22 protein-coding genes are annotated in these 16087 nt (G+C 59.1%); 3 read left to right on the top strand and 19 right to left on the bottom strand.

From position 1 onward, the window contains the following. Window positions 1–70: 70 nt before the first annotated feature. The 7 genes from cysN to VMV64_RS00850 form a co-directional block, all read right to left on the bottom strand. Window positions 71–1321, bottom strand: coding sequence for a sulfate adenylyltransferase subunit CysN (gene cysN, locus VMV64_RS00880; RefSeq protein WP_325328054.1), 1251 nt, complete (start codon window positions 1319–1321; stop codon window positions 71–73). A 2-nt stretch (window positions 1322–1323) separates the two neighbouring features. Then, the gene (gene cysD, locus VMV64_RS00875) at window positions 1324–2229 is read right to left on the bottom strand and encodes a sulfate adenylyltransferase subunit CysD (protein ID WP_325328053.1); all 906 of its coding nucleotides are present in this window, start codon (window positions 2227–2229) and stop codon (window positions 1324–1326) included. A 105-nt stretch (window positions 2230–2334) separates the two neighbouring features. Continuing rightward, complete coding sequence (locus VMV64_RS00870; RefSeq protein WP_325328052.1) at window positions 2335–2709, bottom strand: DUF3579 domain-containing protein; 375 nt, start codon at window positions 2707–2709, stop codon at window positions 2335–2337. Between the two features lie 5 nt (window positions 2710–2714). After that, window positions 2715–3203, bottom strand: a complete 489-nt coding sequence (locus tag VMV64_RS00865; protein ID WP_325328051.1) for a sulfurtransferase TusA family protein — start codon at window positions 3201–3203, stop codon at window positions 2715–2717. Window positions 3204–3291: 88 nt separating this feature from the next. Then, the gene (locus VMV64_RS00860) at window positions 3292–3996 is read right to left on the bottom strand and encodes a phosphoadenylyl-sulfate reductase (protein WP_414718803.1); all 705 of its coding nucleotides are present in this window, start codon (window positions 3994–3996) and stop codon (window positions 3292–3294) included. A gap of 14 nt (window positions 3997–4010) precedes the next feature. After that, window positions 4011–6128: a nitrite/sulfite reductase gene (locus VMV64_RS00855; RefSeq protein ID WP_325328049.1), complete on the bottom strand. Its 2118-nt coding sequence runs from the start codon at window positions 6126–6128 to the stop codon at window positions 4011–4013. A 40-nt stretch (window positions 6129–6168) separates the two neighbouring features. After that, window positions 6169–6960, bottom strand: coding sequence for a sulfite exporter TauE/SafE family protein (locus VMV64_RS00850; RefSeq protein WP_325328090.1), 792 nt, complete (start codon window positions 6958–6960; stop codon window positions 6169–6171). 109 nt (window positions 6961–7069) lie between these two features. Between VMV64_RS00850 and cysB the strand changes: the two genes are divergently transcribed. After that, on the top strand, window positions 7070–8011 hold the full coding sequence (cysB, locus tag VMV64_RS00845) for an HTH-type transcriptional regulator CysB (RefSeq protein WP_325328048.1): 942 nt from the start codon (window positions 7070–7072) through the stop codon (window positions 8009–8011). 138 nt (window positions 8012–8149) lie between these two features. Here cysB and VMV64_RS00840 read toward each other — a convergent pair whose 3' ends face one another. From VMV64_RS00840 to VMV64_RS00790, 11 genes are all read right to left on the bottom strand, one after another. Beyond that, window positions 8150–8830 carry a cytochrome c gene (locus VMV64_RS00840; RefSeq protein ID WP_325328047.1) on the bottom strand — a complete coding sequence of 227 codons (681 nt, stop codon included), beginning with the start codon at window positions 8828–8830 and terminating at the stop codon, window positions 8150–8152. Further along, the gene (locus tag VMV64_RS00835; protein WP_325328046.1) at window positions 8779–9711 is read right to left on the bottom strand and encodes a sulfurtransferase; all 933 of its coding nucleotides are present in this window, start codon (window positions 9709–9711) and stop codon (window positions 8779–8781) included. The genes VMV64_RS00840 and VMV64_RS00835 overlap by 52 nt, the downstream gene beginning before the upstream one ends. A 10-nt stretch (window positions 9712–9721) precedes the next feature. Beyond that, the gene (locus tag VMV64_RS00830; protein ID WP_325328045.1) at window positions 9722–9907 is read right to left on the bottom strand and encodes a hypothetical protein; all 186 of its coding nucleotides are present in this window, start codon (window positions 9905–9907) and stop codon (window positions 9722–9724) included. Window positions 9908–9917: 10 nt separating this feature from the next. Next, entirely contained in the window at window positions 9918–10208 is a 291-nt protein-coding gene (locus VMV64_RS00825) for a hypothetical protein (RefSeq protein ID WP_325328044.1), read from the bottom strand. A gap of 11 nt (window positions 10209–10219) precedes the next feature. Further along, complete coding sequence (locus tag VMV64_RS00820) at window positions 10220–10510, bottom strand: hypothetical protein (protein ID WP_325328043.1); 291 nt, start codon at window positions 10508–10510, stop codon at window positions 10220–10222. Beyond that, entirely contained in the window at window positions 10510–11463 is a 954-nt protein-coding gene (locus VMV64_RS00815) for a rhodanese-like domain-containing protein (RefSeq protein ID WP_325328042.1), read from the bottom strand. The genes VMV64_RS00820 and VMV64_RS00815 overlap by 1 nt, the downstream gene beginning before the upstream one ends. 2 nt (window positions 11464–11465) lie before the next feature. Beyond that, the gene (locus tag VMV64_RS00810; RefSeq protein ID WP_325328041.1) at window positions 11466–11741 is read right to left on the bottom strand and encodes a hypothetical protein; all 276 of its coding nucleotides are present in this window, start codon (window positions 11739–11741) and stop codon (window positions 11466–11468) included. 102 nt (window positions 11742–11843) lie between these two features. Next, window positions 11844–12053: a hypothetical protein gene (locus VMV64_RS00805; RefSeq protein WP_325328040.1), complete on the bottom strand. Its 210-nt coding sequence runs from the start codon at window positions 12051–12053 to the stop codon at window positions 11844–11846. A 3-nt stretch (window positions 12054–12056) separates the two neighbouring features. Continuing rightward, window positions 12057–12365 (bottom strand): sulfurtransferase TusA family protein, encoded by a 309-nt coding sequence (locus VMV64_RS00800; protein WP_325328089.1) that lies wholly within the window; start codon window positions 12363–12365, stop codon window positions 12057–12059. A gap of 63 nt (window positions 12366–12428) precedes the next feature. Continuing rightward, a complete protein-coding gene (locus VMV64_RS00795; RefSeq protein WP_325328039.1) occupies window positions 12429–13058 on the bottom strand; it encodes a YeeE/YedE thiosulfate transporter family protein in 630 nt (209 codons plus the stop codon). A 3-nt stretch (window positions 13059–13061) separates the two neighbouring features. After that, on the bottom strand, window positions 13062–13589 hold the full coding sequence (locus tag VMV64_RS00790; protein WP_325328038.1) for a YeeE/YedE thiosulfate transporter family protein: 528 nt from the start codon (window positions 13587–13589) through the stop codon (window positions 13062–13064). Between the two features lie 110 nt (window positions 13590–13699). On the opposite strand from VMV64_RS00790, the gene VMV64_RS00785 reads away from it, so the two are divergent. Further along, window positions 13700–14071 carry a ribbon-helix-helix domain-containing protein gene (locus tag VMV64_RS00785; RefSeq protein ID WP_325328037.1) on the top strand — a complete coding sequence of 124 codons (372 nt, stop codon included), beginning with the start codon at window positions 13700–13702 and terminating at the stop codon, window positions 14069–14071. A 39-nt stretch (window positions 14072–14110) separates the two neighbouring features. Here VMV64_RS00785 and VMV64_RS00780 read toward each other — a convergent pair whose 3' ends face one another. Continuing rightward, on the bottom strand, window positions 14111–14314 hold the full coding sequence (locus tag VMV64_RS00780; protein WP_325328036.1) for a hypothetical protein: 204 nt from the start codon (window positions 14312–14314) through the stop codon (window positions 14111–14113). A 305-nt stretch (window positions 14315–14619) separates the two neighbouring features. Between VMV64_RS00780 and VMV64_RS00775 the strand changes: the two genes are divergently transcribed. Further along, a complete protein-coding gene (locus VMV64_RS00775) occupies window positions 14620–16020 on the top strand; it encodes a hypothetical protein (RefSeq protein ID WP_325328035.1) in 1401 nt (466 codons plus the stop codon). The last annotated feature ends 67 nt before the right edge of the window (window positions 16021–16087 follow it).

Below are 16087 nucleotides of genomic sequence, written 5' to 3'. Positions count from 1 at the left end.
TGCTATCCCCTTATAAAAATAAAAAAGTAAGACCTATGCTCATTATCTGGGTATTTGACCAAACTGCCCGTCAGATAATCATCCCGGCTGCCACCGTGTTGTTAGTCGCTTCATCGATAACAATGAAGCCACCACTGGCGCGATTGCGCTGGTAATGGTCGAACACCAGCGGTTGTTGAACCTTCATCGCCACGCGCGCGATGTCGTTCATATTGAGTGCAGTGGTTTCGTGTTGGTCCAGCGTGTTCACATCCACGCGGTAATCGAGACGCGAGAACAAACACTTCGCCGTGCGCGTAGTGTGCTTGACGAGGTATCTGCGATTCTTGTCGAGCGGCGTTTCGGACAACCAGCACAGCATCGCTTCGAATTCTTTCGCGACAGTCGGCAGGTAATCCGCCTTGACGAACATATCGCCACGCGAAATATCGATCTCGTCAGTCAGCGTGATGGTGATGGATTGCGGTGCGTAAGCAGTTTGCAGGTTGCCGTCGTAGGTGACAATCTCTTTGACACGACTGCTGCGTCCGCCCGGCAACACAGTGATCTCATCTCCCACCGACACTTCACCCGCTTCGATGCGTCCCATGAAGCCACGGAAGTCGTGATATTCGTCGGTTTGCGGACGGCACACCCACTGCACCGGATAACGGAAATCAGTGGTGTTCACGTCGTGATCGATCTCGATGCTTTCCAGCAAGTCCATCAGCGTCGTACCTTGGTACCAGTTCAGATTGTCGCCGCGATCCACCAGCATATCGCCGACCAACGCGGACAACGGCACGCTGGTAACGTTGTGCAAACCAAGCTGTGCAGCGAATTTCAGATACTCCACGCAAATCTCGTTATATCTGGCTTCGGAGTAATCGACCATGTCCATTTTATTGACCGCCAGCACGATGTGCGGGATGCCGACCAGGCTGGCCAGATAGGTGTGACGGCGCGTCTGGGCCAGCACGCCCTTGCGCGCATCAACGAGGATGACCACGAGGTTGGCGGTGCTGGCTGCAGTCACCATGTTGCGGGTGTACTGCTCATGCCCCGGCGTGTCGCCGATGATGAATTTGCGCTTGGGCGTGGCGAAGTAGCGATACGCCACGTCGATGGTGATTCCCTGCTCGCGTTCGGCCTGCAAGCCGTCGGTCAGCAAGGACAAATCGACCGCGGCCATGCCGCGTTTCTCACTGGTCCTGGAAATCGCCGAAAACTGATCCTCAAAAATGGATTTTGAATCATGCAGCAGGCGGCCGATCAGCGTGCTCTTGCCATCGTCCACGCTGCCGGCGGTGATGAAACGAAGTAGTTGTGTAGCGTTGCTCATAATTAAAAATATCCTTCTTTCTTGCGCAACTCCATCGAAGCATCGGAAGTTTGATCGTCCATGCGCGTCGCACCGCGTTCAGTGATGCGGGTGGTGGCGGTCTCTTCGATGATCTCCTGCACGGTCCTGGCACGAGATTCCACCGGACAGGTGCAAGTCATGTCGCCCACGGTGCGGAAACGCACGATTTTCTTTTCCACTACTTCACCTGCTTGCGGCTGTACCAGATGCGACACCGGCATGATGCCGCCGGCACGCTGGATCACTTCGCGCTCGTGGGCATAATAAATGTCTGGAATCTCCAGCTTCTCGCGCTCGATGTATTGCCAGATGTCCATTTCCGTCCAGTTGCTGATCGGGAACACGCGGATGTTTTCGCCCGGATGGACGCGGGTATTGTAGATGTCCCACAGCTCCGGACGCTGGTTCTTCGGGTCCCACTGACCGAACTCGTCGCGGAACGAAAAGATGCGTTCCTTGGCACGCGCCTTTTCCTCGTCGCGACGCGCGCCGCCCATGCAGGCATCGAAACCGAATTCGGCGATCGTTTCCAGCAGAGTCACCGACTGAAACACATTGCGGCACTGCATTTCACTCTTGAGCACGACCGTACCCTTCTTGATGGAATCTTCCAGCGAACGCACGATCAGTCGCTCGCCCAAACCAGCGGCCAGTTTGTCGCGGAAGGCGATCACCTCGGGGAAATTGTGCTCGGTATCGATATGCACCAGCGGGAATGGGAAACGGCACGGACGAAACGCCTTCTCCGCCAGGCGCAGCATCACGATGGAATCCTTGCCGCCGGAAAACAGCAGCGCGGGATTCTTACACTCCGCCGCGACCTCGCGCATGATGTGGATGGATTCGCTTTCCAGCGTGTCCAGATGGGTAAAGGTATGGTTGCTCATAAATCACGTACTTTCGTGTTGAAACAAATCATCATATGAGCCATGCACACCGTGATGCGTGGAACGGCAGCCTTGAGAAAAGGAACATCACGTCGTTAAAGTCCTCTAGCTGGTTTTCGAACCGGCATCCCGCAAAGCCGCAACCTCGTCCAACCCGGAATCATTCCTGGCGGCACCACCGAGGCACTGGATCGTCAGATCGTTGTCGGCAGCGAAATCCATCACAAAACGGAACGCGGCCGGATCGCTTTCCACCAGCCTGATATCCACCAGCAAGCCGCGCATCCCCTCGACGGTGATCGGCCTGACGCAGGGGGAATACTTCAACAGCTTGTCCTTCCCGAAGGTGGAAAACCGCCCAGCCAGCCTGTCAACCCAATCGCCAGGCCGGAAAGCGCGTCCCGAGCGTGTCACACCGAGAATGAGCACAGCATTGCACGAATTATTCGCCATGCAGTCCGCCACAAACTGTTCGCTCATCGCCTTCATCCCTTGCGGATGAAAAAGGTCCATACGCCCGGCCCGGTTTCCTGGGTTTCCAGCAACACGTTCCCGGTCGCTGCGCACCAGGTGCCTACCTCGTCCCGGGTGGACGAGCAGGTGCTGACCAGTTTCATGACCTGCCCCCGGGACATGGTGTTGAAAATCTTCCTCGCTTCGATCACCGGGCCGGGGCAGATCAGTCCCGTCACGTCCAGGGTTACGTTGGGCGCGATCGCCGCCTTTTTTCCCTTACGCACGAAATATTCGGTCGCGCCGCCGGGCTGCTTCTCGGAGTGGATGACCTCGTTTCCCGTCGCCTTCGCCCAGGAAAACAGGTCATCCCGCGTGCCGGGGCAATCCGATTTCAACAGCAAGACTTCGCCGGTTTTCATGTCATCCAGCACCCGTTTCGCGCCCAGCAGGGGATGGGGGCAAACCTGCCCCGTCATGTCCACAACGATATTCGGTTTGATCAGAGTTTCATTTTCCATGTTTGCCAATCTCCTTCAATCATGCCTTACATTAGCGGCCACCACCCTTGGGCGGCCGAACCATCACAGCCCTGCACTGCATCGGCGATCAGGCTGCTTTCTTCATTGCCGCCACAACATGCAATCCGCATTCCTTGGTGGCAGGAGATTCCCACCACCACCTTCCGGCGCGGATATCCTCGACCATCGCGACGGCGCGCGTGCATGGCGCGCAGCCGATGCTGGGGAAACTGCGGTCGTGCAGCGCGTTGTAGGGCACGCCATGTTCGCGGATGTAGCCCCACACCTCGTCAAGCGACCAATCCAGCAGCGGATTGAACTTCTGCAGCCCGTTGGCTTCGTCAAACGCCGACACCGCCAGGTCGCTGCGCGTCGGCGCCTGTTCGCGGCGCAGGCCCGTGATCCAGGCTTTCTTGCCCGCCAGGGCGCGCTTCAAGGGCTCCACCTTGCGGATGTTGCAGCACTGCTTGCGCAGTTCCACGCTGCCGTAGAACGCATTGGAGCCGTGTTCGGCAAGGTAGCCCTCCACAAGGTCGTGGCGCGGGAAGAATACCTGGATGCAGATGCCATAATGCTCTGCCGTTTTCTGCATCAGGTCATAGGTTTCCTGGTGCAGCCGTCCCGTGTCCAGGCTGATGATCCCGATGCGGGACACATGCCTGGCGATGAGGTCGGTCAGCACCATGTCTTCTGCGCCGAAACTGTTGGCAAAGACCGTCGGCTCATATTCGTCCGCGATTTTGTTCAACAGCGCGATTGCGCTTTCCACTCTGACTTCCAGACTCATTTTCATCTCCTTGTTCATGATCAAATCACTGCCACACGCGGTGCATCTTCGGTACGAACTGCCTGCCGCACCGCCGGCAGCCAGGGTTGCAGGTCCAGCCCGCAGTCGTTGGCGACCCAGTATTCCGCCACCTTCAGGGTCCATGCGTCCACTTCCTCGAACAACGTAGCCAGCGCATCCGGCGGCGGCTCCACCTTGAGCCGGTCGAGTTTTTCCGCCAGGTATTCAAGCTGCGCACCCAGTCGTGGCTGGGGCGAGCGCGGCGAATTGGCTCGGAAGGCCAGATCACCCAGACCGGCCACGGGTAAAGGTGCACCGCCGAACGATACCGGCAGCAGGGTCTTGCCCAGATGGAGCAGGATGGCCTCGGCGCTTTCCAGGGCTTTGGCATACCGGCGCTGGGCCATGAAGATATCCCGATAGTTGCGCTCATGGGCAGACTGGGTAAAAGCGGGTGCCACATTCAACTTACGCGGACCTGCGCACTCATTGGCGCCCGTCTGCACGGCAAAGGCAATATCGCTACCGATATCCCTGGCCAGGGCATCCACTTCGCCTTCCTTGATCTCCAAGAGATCTGACAGCAGGGCATAGAAATGACCTTCTGGCCGGGCACGGGACCAGTCGATGAAGTTTTGCCCTGCTTCCCTGTGCGCCTCGTAATCGGCCTCGATCCGCTGCACGGCCTCGGCGGCGCGGCGGGCCGGAACCGCCGGCCCCGCTATCGCCAGATTTTTACCCCGGCTGTAGGCATTCTGGCAGGCCGTGCCACCCAGGGTGATCTGATAATAGGGAACCAGTCGCTCGAAAACACGCCTGGCTTCACCGAACAGGCCGATGTCCCCCACTTCCGGCTGGGCGCAACCGTTGACGCAGCCCGATACGCGGATGCGCAGGTCGGAAGATCCGCCGCCGAGTTTTTCCGCCAGATGAGGCGAAGCCGTCAAACCCAGGGGGCAGGTGGTCGTGCCGGAGCAAGCCACTACGTCGTCGCCGGCCCGGGCGATGCGCAGGTTCAACTTCTGCAAACCCTCGTTCAGTGCCGACAGCTTGGCTTCGGGCACGTTCAGGAACAGCAGGTTCTGATCCGTGGTCGTGCGGATTTCCGTCACATCCAGGGCTTCTGCAATATCCTTCAGGCCGCGCAATTGCTCGACAGTAATGGCGCCCAAGGGCAGGTTCACCGGGAATGTATAGAGGCCAACCTGCTTTTGCTTGAAAATCCGGCGCGGCGTGGCGGCGCCCGGCGCCTCGTCTCGCCTGCCGCCCGTCCATTCCACTAGAGCCAGGGTTTTTCCGGCCAGGGCCAGTTGCACACGCTTACGCTCTTTGCGGTATTGCTCCACGAAGCCTTCTTCGCCAAAACGATCCACCAGGAACTTGATGCGCGATTTGGCGCGCTTGCTCCTGTCCGAGTAGCGGTTGTGCAGGCTGATCACCGCCTCGGCGGCCACCAGCAGGTCTTCGTCCCCGACGAACTCTTCCACCACCACGGCTTCATGTGGCTTGTGACCCAAGCCGCCCCCCGCCAGCACCTTCCAGCCAAAACGGCCATCTTCACGCCGCACGGCGACAAACCCCAGATCCTGCATCAGGGACTGGGCGCAATCGGATTCGCAACCGGAAATGCTGATCTTGAACTTGCGCGGCAGGTTTTGGGTCAGGGGATGGCGCAGGGTGTGATCGACCAGTCCGTCGAGCACCGGCGTTACATCCAGATGTTCCTTCTGGCACACGCCAGCCAGGGAGCACGTGGTCACGTTGCGGATGGTGTTGCCGCAGGCCTCGCGCGTGGTCAAACCGGCCTTGCCCAGTTCCTGCAGCACTTCAGCCGCCTTGTCCACGGGGATGAAATGCAGCTGGATATCCTGGCGCGTGGTCACATGCACCAGGGGATGATTCTCTGAATAACGCTCGGCGATGTCGGCCAGGGCACCCAGGTGTTCCCGCCTGACGCGTCCGCCGGGCAGCTTGGCGCGAATCATGTGGTAGCCTTCCTGGCGCTGGGTATACACCCCGAACAACATGCGCGTGGCCATGTAGCGCTCGGCGTCCATGGCACCGGACTGGAAGGCTTGCTGCACGCCAGCGAAGCGTTCGATCTCGTCGAAGTTCACCAATGATTTGTTTTTGCTCATGACGCTCTCCTGCTTGGGGTAAACAATCAATTTTGTTTCATTAAAGAATCAGCCTGCCGCCGATCAGCATCAGCATGCCGGCCAGCGCCGTCCGCAGCGTCTTTTCCGGGATTGAGACGCCGAGATGGCTGCCGAGCCAGATACCCGGAAGCGACCCCATCAGCAGCGATACCAACAGCGTGGCATCCACGGTGCCCAGGAGGTACCAGTGCCCCACGCCGGCCACCAGCGTGAGCGGCACCGCGTGGGCGAGGTCGGTGCCGACAATCTGTACTGCGCTCAACCGCGGGTAGAGAAAAAACAGTGCGGCGGCTCCCAGAGCGCCGGCGCCGACCGAGGTCAGCGTGACTAGCACACCGAGTACCGCGCCGATGGCGATAGTCGCGGCAACCCGCCGGGGCGGCTTGATTTCGTCAGACACTGCGCCGCGCCGCCGCGACCAAGGCGACCACGCCTTGAGGCGATCTTTGAAGAGCAGAGCCAGCGCGGTCAGGATCAGCGTAAAACCGAGCGTGCCGGTGATGATGGCTTCGAATACGCTCTTGTCGACCGGGAACCAGCGCAGCAGGCCAACCACCACCAGCGATGCGGGCACACTCCCGGCTGCGAGCCATGCGGCGATCTTCCATTGCACCGTCCCGTGCCGGCTGTGGACCCAGACGCCGCCCGACTTGGTCAGGCCGGCATAGAGCAGGTCGGTACCGACGGCCACTGCGGGAGAAATGCCAAAGCCCAGCACCAGCAGCGGCGTCATCAGCGCGCCGCCGCCCACCCCCGTGAGTCCGACCGTGAAGCCGACGCCCAAGCCAGCCAATGTGTAGATCCAGTCCATGTACGTTCTCCCCAATTCCTTATGAACGGCATGGTATCAATCCTGGAATTGAAATAAAAAGAATATAAAGTTATTATTAAATAACTTATGGTTATATGAAGGAAACATCATGAAGCTGCAACAGATGCGCTACCTGTGCGAAGTGGTGAAACAGGGATTGAATATCTCGGCGGCGGCGGAAAAGCTGCACACCTCCCAGCCCGGCGTGTCGAAGCAGATCCGGTTACTGGAAGACGAGCTGGGCATCGACATCTTCGTCCGCAACGGCAAGCGGGTGGTGGAAATCACCGAGCCGGGAAAGGCGATACTCGCCATTGCGGAGCGCCTCCTGCGGGAGGCGGAAAATCTCAAACTGGCCGGCAAGGACTTCAGCAATGAAGGCAGCGGCAGCCTGGTGATCGCCACCACCCACACCCAGGCCCGCTATGCGCTGCCCCAGACGGTCAAGGCCTTCGCGCAGCGTTATCCCGGGGTGAATCTCGTCCTGCACCAGGGAAATCCGACCCAGGTGGCGCAGATGGTGATATCGGGCGAGGCGGACATCGCCATCGCCACGGAAACCATCGCCGAAGTGAAGGAACTGGTGAGCATGCCCTGCCACCAGTGGCACCACGGCGTCATTACCCCACCGAAGCACCCGCTGCTGAAGGAGAAAACGCTCTCGCTGGAAGCCATCGCGCGTTATCCGATTGTCACCTACGACACCGCGTTCGCCGGCCGTTCGCGCATCAACCGGGCCTTCGAGCGCAAGGCGCTTGCGCCCAAGGTGGTGCTGACCGCCATCGACTCGGACGTGATCAAGACCTACGTCGAACTCGGCCTCGGCATCGGCATCGTTGCCCGGATGGCGTTTGACCCGCAGCGAGACAAGGGGTTACGCATGCTGGACGCGGACCACCTGTTCGAATCCAGCACCACCCGCATCGGCCTGCGGCACGGCGCCTACCTGCGCGGCTATGTGTACGAGTTCATCCACCTGTTCGCGCCGCATCTGACGCGCGAGGTAGTGGACGTCACCATGCGCGGCGGCGGGGTGGATTTCGAGCTGTAGAATACGGCACCCGACCGGAAGTGCGGATCAGCGGCAAGGCAGCACGACACTGAGAAATGGGTAATGAGGAATGAGTGATGAAAATCACTCGACCATCACTCATCCCCCATTACCCACCATTTTTGTTCCGGTTTGGAATCAACGAAGCCACGGAACCGATTTACCATTAGTCGATCCGTAGTACGCAATCAGCGCGCCCAGTTCCAGGTCGCTGAAGGGGTTGCGATAGGCGGTGCTTACGTCTCCACGCACGCCGATGATGAGGCGCGCGGCAAACTCCTCCCTGGGCATGTGCCTGCTCTGCTCGAACAGGTTGAGCGCCGGCAGGTTCGTGTCGGTGGTTGACGCATCATGGCAACCGGCGCAGGTCTGGCGATGAATCGCCTCGCCCAGGCGCAGCCGCTCCGGTGTGGGCGCGGCGGGCAGCAGGGTGCGAAGATCCAGGGGGTAATGCTGACGCAGGGCGGCAAGCCCCCGCTCCAGCGAACGCCAGTCTTCCTTCGCCAGTGCGGCCCGCAGGGACGGCACCGAAGCGGCATCGCCGCCAACGCGTCGCAGCAGCAGCGGCAGGGAAGACAGATCGCCCGCCAGACGCACGCGCAAGCCCTCCCGCCGCTGCGTTTTGGCGCTGGCCGCAAGCTGACGGACGTCTCCCGCCATGACCGCCAGTCCGGCGGCCAGCTGGCGCGAGTGCTCGTCCTGAGCCATAGCGCCGCCCGAGAGCGTTGCCGCAGCCGCCAAAACCAGGATGCAATGTTTCAGATTACCTATTGCAGCTTCACCTTGTGTTCGACGGGGCCGGCCTTGGTCATGGTCCATTCGACCATGGAACCGTCATAAAGCTTGACCTTCTTGTTGCCCATCAGTTCGCTGGAAACGAACCAGCCGATAGAAGCCAGGTGGCCGGTGTTGCAGAAGGTGATCTGCTCGCCGCTGGTAGGCACGCCGGCGACCTTGTAAAGCTGCTCAAGCAACGCCTTGGAGCGGAACATGCCGCCGCCATTTTCCGTGGTCCAGCCGCTGGGCAGATTCTTCGCGCCCGCCAGGGTGCCGCTTTCGGTGGCCTTGGGATTGCGGTTGATGCCGGCAAACTGGTCTTCGGGACGACTATCGACCAGCAGCACACCCTTGGCATTAGCCGCTTTTACATCTTCAACCGTGGCGATCAGATCCTTGCGCAGGTGGACAGTAAAAACCTTGGGCTCGGCCTTAGTCATACCGGTCTGGATAGGGTTGGTCTTGTCCTTTGCCCAGGCATTCATGCCGCCGTTCAGAATCGACACGTTGTCGTGACCCAGTACCTTGAATGTCCAGTAGATGCGCGTCGCCCAACCCATGTCCAGGTTGGAGCCACCCGGCGCAATCAGCACCACGTGAGTGTTGTTGTCGATGCCGAGACTGCCGATATGGGCGGTCAGCTTGTCGAGCTTTTCCGGCAGCATTTCAGGGACTTTGTCGGCACGTTCCTCACGCCAGCCGGACTTGCCGAAATCGGTGTTCACCGCACCGGTGATGTGACCACGCAGGTAGTCTGCGGTCGGCTGAATGTCCACGAACGCCACGCCGGGCTTGCCGATATTGGCTTTCACCCAAGCCGCGTCCACCAGCGGGTCGGCAGCCAGCGCTGTTTGCATCATTCCCAGAAACAGAATGAATACGACGGCCAGCAGGCCATTCCATCGAGTCAGCAGATTTTTCATGTTCATCTCCTCAGATAGTTATTGTCAGATCGGAGGCCAGGATGGCGGCAACCGCCTTGTCCCATGCCTCGTTTTCCATGTCCTGGCGCCTTAAATCAATGGATACGACGCTGTGCGCCGCCTCCATCTGCCGCAGGGCGGCGATCACGGTCTGGGCGTCAGGAAACAGACCGGTATTCAGTTGTAATATTTTCATTCTTGCTTTCTCAAAGGCTCAGGACGACATCGGCTGCGCCGAAGGCGTGCGCGAGGCCGTCTGCGTCCAGGAAGGGCAGTTGATCGGCCATCTCCGCTACGGTGGTTTGCGGTTCGATGCCGGTCAGCTCCAGCAGCTCGGCGTTGGCGGCATTTTCCGCCGTCTCGGCCACCGGGCCGGTCATGAAGACCAGCGCCACCCGGTGGCCGAAGATAGTGAGACCGGCGGCCACGCGCATGGCCTCGCCGTGGTGCCGCCGCGCCAGCACCAGCAGTCCTTTCTCTTTCTTTTCATTATCCATGCTCATCCTCTTTATAGACTAACCACGCGCCGGGCTTCGCCCATCATGGCGCTATTGACCGTCTGGCTGCCCTGCTCGACCGGGCAGGGTAGATCGCCGCAGAACCGGTGCCAGGATTCCTCGCACACCACGGCCTGGGTGGCGGATCTTAGTGTCATTTGCAGCGCCGCATCCTTCAGCCCCTGCACCCCTTCATGGGTGAAGAAAGCGCCGAAGGTACAGCCGACTCGTTGGCAGCTCTGGGCCAAAGGCAATAGGAAACGCCCGCCCTCCGCCGTACTTACGTGAAACAGAATATCCATCAGATTGCCCTCTTTCGTTTTAACCACCAGCCAGCCGAAAAGGCAGTTAGAGCCAGCACCAGAATACCCACCATCACCATCCCGTCCTGCTTGACTACCGGAAGCGCCTCGGCGGGCCGAATGGCAGATTGCTCTGGGTAAGCCGCCGCATCCACGGGCAGTGAGCCGTCGGCAGCCCACTCGGCCCAGCCGGCCAGATAAAGTCGGGCAGGCACGCTGTACCCGGCGGTAAGCAGGGTGAGATAGGCTAGCCCCTCGTAGGCATCATGGCCGTAGGCAACCGGTTCGCCTTCCGGCAGCACCGGCCTGGCTGCAGGCGTAGCCAAAGCAGCCCGTAGCGTCAGCCCCGACAGACTCACCGCACCCGGCAGATGGCCGCTGCGTGTGCTGCGCGCCACCTCACCCCAATATTCCGCTTCCGCCCGGCCATCCAGCAACATAGGCGGATTCATGGTACGCAATTCGTCGCGCAGCACCACCAGTCCATCCCGCATGGTCGCCTCGAATACCTTCTCGCGCGCAAAGCTCCGTTCACGCCCAGGCCCAGTCCCGATGCCGCTCTCCAACAGTCGCCCCATGGGTTCCGTCAGCACCCGCAGGCGGCGCTGTCCAGATATGTACAGCAATCCGGCAACAAAATCCCGTGCCGTTGCATCCTGCCCCACCACCAGCACCATTTCATCACCCTTCAGTCCGGCAGTCCCCAACAGCCAAAGCAGGTCGCGTTCGCCAGGCAGCCGTCGATGCGGCCCGAGAAGGTCGGCGGCAGGCAGGCAGGTGGCGCCAGCCAGGCTGCGCAGCTTGCAGGCTTCCACCGGTCGCGTGTCCACCACCACGCTCCCTTCCCGAAGCAGTGCCGCAGCATCGCGCACATAAGCGAAATCACCGGTCGCACGGGCTGTCCCTGCCAACAGAACCAGGCATGCCCCCGCCACGATGAGCCGTCGACTCATGTTCAGCAGCCTCCGAAACGCTTGGTGGATGTCGCCGCGCCTCCGGCAGCCGTTGCAATGGCCGGTGGATTCTCGATGTAATAGCCCACCAGATCCAGAACGGAGACTTTGCCGAAACCGGGCATGTCGATGTCCGGCAGGCTTTCGGGCGGAACCGGCTTTTTCGCCGCCGCGACGGTCTGGCGCGGCATGGCGGCGAGGTTGAAACCTGCGCCGAGAACCACAGCAGTGACAATCAGCGAAACAATACAGAAAATAATGCTCACGCGATTCATCATGGTTAAGCTCCTACAAGGGATCGCCCAGAAAGGCCAGATACATCATGCCGACAGCGACAAAGAACATGATGATCTGGATAGTCGTTTCAAAGTCCAGACTCATTAGCGGCCTCCCTTATAATGTTTTACCAACTGTTCGACCAGAATAGCTTCGCCTGTCATGGGGTTGACTACCGGCGGCGTGAAATACGGCACACCGTCGCGGTCGACCCGCATGCTCTCCGGCGGCTTGACATAGACATAGGCCAAACCGGCGACGACGATCATTGCCGACAGGGCGACAAGAAAATGCATCAATAGTCTTGCAATCATGGCTCAGTCCTTCTGGATGTAAACACGCCAGCAATTCGGCTCCTTGATGGTTTCGAGATGGGTGGCGTTAAGTTCGTCGCACATCGGTGGCAGCGCCTCTACCGACGACGGGTTGTCCAGCACCACCTCGACCACATCGCCTGAGCCCATCTCGTTTACCGCTTTTTTGGTCATCAATTGCGGCCGCGGGCAAGAATCCCCCATGCAATCCACCCGCCGGGCGATTCTTACCGTGTGCCCGTTGCTCAGGGTTGCCTCGCCACCGCCTGCGGCAGCCTCGGTGTTAACCTTTTTCGATCCAAACAATCCCATTTTCAAGTCTCCTCATTTATTCTGAATGCCGGCCATGACCGGCGTCGTTCGGTTGTCCAAAAATCACTTTTTGTGCTCGACGGCAACTTCCTTTTGGTGTTTCTCGTGCTGAGTGTGCTGGGCGCGTTCCTTGCGCAGGATGGCGCGATAGATGGCATACAAAACACCGGCCTGGATCAGCCCGAAGAACACGGCGGGAATGCCCAGCTTGTCCTGGAGCGTGCGGGCATTGGCAAAGCCCAGTTGCAGCGCCGGCAGGTTAGGGTCGCCGGTCATGCTCGCCGGTGCCGGCGGCCAGTAGTTCAATGACCACACCAGGGAAAAGAGGAACATGCCGACAAAGGTGAACAACAGCGCCCACAAGGCGCCAAAATTGCCTTCACCGGTCTTGACCCAGGTGGATACGGTACAGGCGCCGGCCAGTACCATGCCGATACCGAACAGGAACAACCCGGCAAAGGTATTGAGCCCCACATCAAATTCCAGGGGATGGCCTGCACCCACGGTCATGAAAGCCGTGAAGCCGATACTCAGGATCATCATTGCCACCAGCAGCGCCTTGGTGTTGCGATAGGTCTTGAACATGATGGCGTCACGCAGTGCCGCTGTGTTGCAGAAACGGGATCGCTGCATCAGCAACCCGACCACCGAGCCAAACAAAAACGCGAGCATACATTCTGCGATAGGTGACATGATTTAACCCTCCAGGACTTTTTTGTAGATCAGGGAACCGACCCAGGCGCCAGCGAGGATGCCGGACATGGCCAAGTAGCCGCCCATGTTCATTTCCGGCATCATGCCGAAAAAGGTCGATACGTTGCAGATATAGGCCATGCGGATGCCGATGCCCATCAGCAGGCCGCCTATGGTAATCAACATCCACTCCTGGAAATGGCGCGGCATACGCAGGTAGAACTCCTTGCTGGCCACGGCACCGACAAACGCGCCGAAGAACATGCCGAGGCTGATGTACATTTTCCAATAGTCGGCGTGGGGCGGGAACACCAGCTCCCAGAAGGGGATGCGCTTCAGGTCGTCACCCATGAACCATTGGGCGATGAGACCGGTCATCATGGTTTCGCCGCCGCCCACGGTCCATCCGCCGATAACCAGAAACAGGAAAATATCCAGCACCGCGATGGTCGCCATCGCGATCACAGGGTCCAGCGTCTTGCGGAAAAATTCCATAACTAACGTCTCCTTGGTTTTTCTGTGCAGCCCCATTGAACCTTGTAAGGTAGAAGGCGTTTACACTTGTATGTGATGGAATTCTAGCCCTGCCGGATTTGGCGGTGGTAGTATTTATTGCAAACAACCGTGAGAATCGAACGACGATGACTATCTACAACGAGATCAACCATGTCATGGATCACATGTTCAACGCCTGCACCACGGCGCAGATCAGCGAGTTCATCCCGGAAAAACGCGGCTTCCGCATCCACGGCCACAGCACCACGGTATCGCTGGAGCGCGCCTTCTGGAATGTGCTGGAAGCCATGGCGAGTGAATGTCACCTCGCCATGCCGCGCCTGCTGGAAAATGTACTGGACAACTGCCTGGTGGCCAACGACAAGAATCTGTCATCCTGCCTGCGGGTGATCTGCCTCAAGTACATGAACATCTACGCCACGGCGGACACATCGCCGGAAGCGGCGCTGAACGCCAGCATCAAAAGCATCTCGGACAATCAGGCGATACCGCGGTAAGGGGGGCGGCGGGGCCGAAAGACTTACAGATGCCTGGAGTCAGCCGCAGTTGAAATTCCCCTGGCGCACCATCTGCTGGTGATGGGCGGCCCCTTGCGCCACCGCCTCTTCAAGCGGTAAGCCCGCCTCCATCCCGTCCATGATCATGCGCTGCATGGCGGCGAGGTTGCAGCCTGCGCCGAGAACCACCGCAGTGATAATCAACGAAACAGCGCAGAAGATAATGCTCACGCGGTTCATCATAGTAATGCTCCTACAGGGAGTCGCCCATAAAGGCCAGATACATCATGCCGAGGGTCGACGTGTTACGGTAAGGTAATATATTTCTCTGTTGAATATAACCAAACGGTAATTGCAAGCCTTGCTCACAAGAAAAATGTATATACATAACAATGTGTTATGTATTGGTACGGGACTTGCTTAAAGAGTGCTTGGTCGGCTTTTTATCCGGCCACTTAAGAGGCTCATCAACCGTGGGGAGATATCAGATGAAGAAAGCGATGCAATTAACGTATGCAGGCGACCGAAATATGTACTCAGGCAGCAGAGTGGCCCAAGCATTCAGCGCCACAGCCTTCAGCTTGCTGGTGGGCTTGTCGGCACAGCCCGCCATGGCGGCCGACACTCCGGATGCTCAAGTACTCAAGAAACTGGAAGCCCTGGAAAAAGAAATGGACGCGCTGAAAGCGCAACTCCGCGCCAACACCACTGCCATCGCCAATGCACCCCAGAAAACCGGGAGCGGCCCAGAGGTAAGCTTTGGCGGCCAATACCGCATCAACAGTTATTCGGTGGACAATGACGTTTCAGGGGAAGGCAGTCAGAACGCGAGCCGGGCGCGGATTCGTCAAAACGTGGATATCAAGTTCGACGAACAATTCAAGACCCACCTGCAAATGGAACTGGGCCACACCACGGATAACATCGACACCACCAACAACAGCACACGCGGAAACAACCTCGCCGTCCGCCACGCAGTGATGGATTACACGACCAAGAGCGGCATTAACCTCCAGGCGGGCATCGTCCCCTTGGGGGATTATTTTGGCGACACCTTGTTTTCAAGTGACTGGAACTACAATCCGGTAGCGCTGTCGGCGATTGCGCCGGTTGGCGTCGGCAAGCTCCGTGCTTTTGCCAGCAGCCTCAAGAAGAAGAGCGAAACCAACACCAACACCAACGACCTGGCGCACTACCAGCTGGACTATGTCTTGCCGCTGGCGGGCAAGAACCAGATAAACCTCGGTGGTTCATTCGTCCGCGCCGGCGATCCGGCGGCCATCCAGCGCAACCACAGCAACCTTGGCTTGGGCGGGCAGGTTGAGGTGGGGAGAGGTCTGATGGTCAATGCCTTTATCTTGGCCTCCAGAACCGACAAAGATCTGCTGGCAACAGGTGTCGGCAATGGCAGCGGTACGGCGGTAAAACTTGAACTCGCCGGCGGGGCCGGGCCGGGCAAATTCGGTCTGCTGGCGACCCATGCTTCGGGGAAATCGGATGGGACAGGCTTTTTGCCCACCCAGGCATTGGCTAAAACCAATGGTTACTGGGGGTACACCGGCATTCTTACCATCCAGGGACCCACTGACACAGGCTTTGACGGGGATTCGGTCAATATTTCCAATAATGGCTACGGTCTTTCCACCGTCCAGGCGAAATACGCCTTCCCCATCACCCAGGACCTCAGTGGCTACGTGGCGGCAGGCTGGTTCGGCAACACCAAGACCCCAACCGGACGAAGCAGCGACGTGGGCACCGACTATCTGCTCATGGGCAACTACCGCTTCAATAAATTCCTCGCCCTTGATTTCGGCGCGGCAGTTGCAAAATTGAAAGACGGGGTCAGCGGCTACAGCAAAGGGGTGATCGGCGGCGCCACCTTCAACCAGGGTGAGGGTGTTAACCGCAATAAGAGTGCGTTGTTCACGCGGTTGCAGGCGGAATTTTAAGCCTCGGTGGCACAGCGGCTTCCGAAGCCCTGTCTCATTTAAAAACGCCTCTTGGCGATGATATGCC

Source organism: Sulfuricella sp. (assembly GCF_035531155.1).
Taxonomy (GTDB): Bacteria; Pseudomonadota; Gammaproteobacteria; order Burkholderiales; family Sulfuricellaceae; genus Sulfuricella.
Note: the sequence above shows the minus strand (reverse complement) of the source record. Positions and strands in the feature narration are given on the sequence as shown.

What these genes read in the sequence shown, in the direction of transcription:
- cysN (WP_325328054.1), bottom strand. Translation starts at nt 1,321, where the DNA reads ATGAGCAACGCTACACAACTACTTCGTTTCATCACCGCCGGCAGCGTG.
- cysD (WP_325328053.1), bottom strand. Translation starts at nt 2,229, where the DNA reads ATGAGCAACCATACCTTTACCCATCTGGACACGCTGGAAAGCGAATCC.
- VMV64_RS00870 (WP_325328052.1), bottom strand. Translation starts at nt 2,709, where the DNA reads ATGAGCGAACAGTTTGTGGCGGACTGCATGGCGAATAATTCGTGCAAT.
- VMV64_RS00865 (WP_325328051.1), bottom strand. Translation starts at nt 3,203, where the DNA reads ATGGAAAATGAAACTCTGATCAAACCGAATATCGTTGTGGACATGACG.
- VMV64_RS00860 (WP_414718803.1), bottom strand. Translation starts at nt 3,996, where the DNA reads ATGAAAATGAGTCTGGAAGTCAGAGTGGAAAGCGCAATCGCGCTGTTG.
- VMV64_RS00855 (WP_325328049.1), bottom strand. Translation starts at nt 6,128, where the DNA reads ATGAGCAAAAACAAATCATTGGTGAACTTCGACGAGATCGAACGCTTC.
- VMV64_RS00850 (WP_325328090.1), bottom strand. Translation starts at nt 6,960, where the DNA reads ATGGACTGGATCTACACATTGGCTGGCTTGGGCGTCGGCTTCACGGTC.
- cysB (WP_325328048.1), top strand. Translation starts at nt 7,070, where the DNA reads ATGAAGCTGCAACAGATGCGCTACCTGTGCGAAGTGGTGAAACAGGGA.
- VMV64_RS00840 (WP_325328047.1), bottom strand. Translation starts at nt 8,830, where the DNA reads ATGGACCATGACCAAGGCCGGCCCCGTCGAACACAAGGTGAAGCTGCA.
- VMV64_RS00835 (WP_325328046.1), bottom strand. Translation starts at nt 9,711, where the DNA reads ATGAAAAATCTGCTGACTCGATGGAATGGCCTGCTGGCCGTCGTATTC.
- VMV64_RS00830 (WP_325328045.1), bottom strand. Translation starts at nt 9,907, where the DNA reads ATGAAAATATTACAACTGAATACCGGTCTGTTTCCTGACGCCCAGACC.
- VMV64_RS00825 (WP_325328044.1), bottom strand. Translation starts at nt 10,208, where the DNA reads ATGGATAATGAAAAGAAAGAGAAAGGACTGCTGGTGCTGGCGCGGCGG.
- VMV64_RS00820 (WP_325328043.1), bottom strand. Translation starts at nt 10,510, where the DNA reads ATGGATATTCTGTTTCACGTAAGTACGGCGGAGGGCGGGCGTTTCCTA.
- VMV64_RS00815 (WP_325328042.1), bottom strand. Translation starts at nt 11,463, where the DNA reads ATGAGTCGACGGCTCATCGTGGCGGGGGCATGCCTGGTTCTGTTGGCA.
- VMV64_RS00810 (WP_325328041.1), bottom strand. Translation starts at nt 11,741, where the DNA reads ATGATGAATCGCGTGAGCATTATTTTCTGTATTGTTTCGCTGATTGTC.
- VMV64_RS00805 (WP_325328040.1), bottom strand. Translation starts at nt 12,053, where the DNA reads ATGATTGCAAGACTATTGATGCATTTTCTTGTCGCCCTGTCGGCAATG.
- VMV64_RS00800 (WP_325328089.1), bottom strand. Translation starts at nt 12,365, where the DNA reads ATGGGATTGTTTGGATCGAAAAAGGTTAACACCGAGGCTGCCGCAGGC.
- VMV64_RS00795 (WP_325328039.1), bottom strand. Translation starts at nt 13,058, where the DNA reads ATGTCACCTATCGCAGAATGTATGCTCGCGTTTTTGTTTGGCTCGGTG.
- VMV64_RS00790 (WP_325328038.1), bottom strand. Translation starts at nt 13,589, where the DNA reads ATGGGGCTGCACAGAAAAACCAAGGAGACGTTAGTTATGGAATTTTTC.
- VMV64_RS00785 (WP_325328037.1), top strand. Translation starts at nt 13,700, where the DNA reads ATGACTATCTACAACGAGATCAACCATGTCATGGATCACATGTTCAAC.
- VMV64_RS00780 (WP_325328036.1), bottom strand. Translation starts at nt 14,314, where the DNA reads ATGATGAACCGCGTGAGCATTATCTTCTGCGCTGTTTCGTTGATTATC.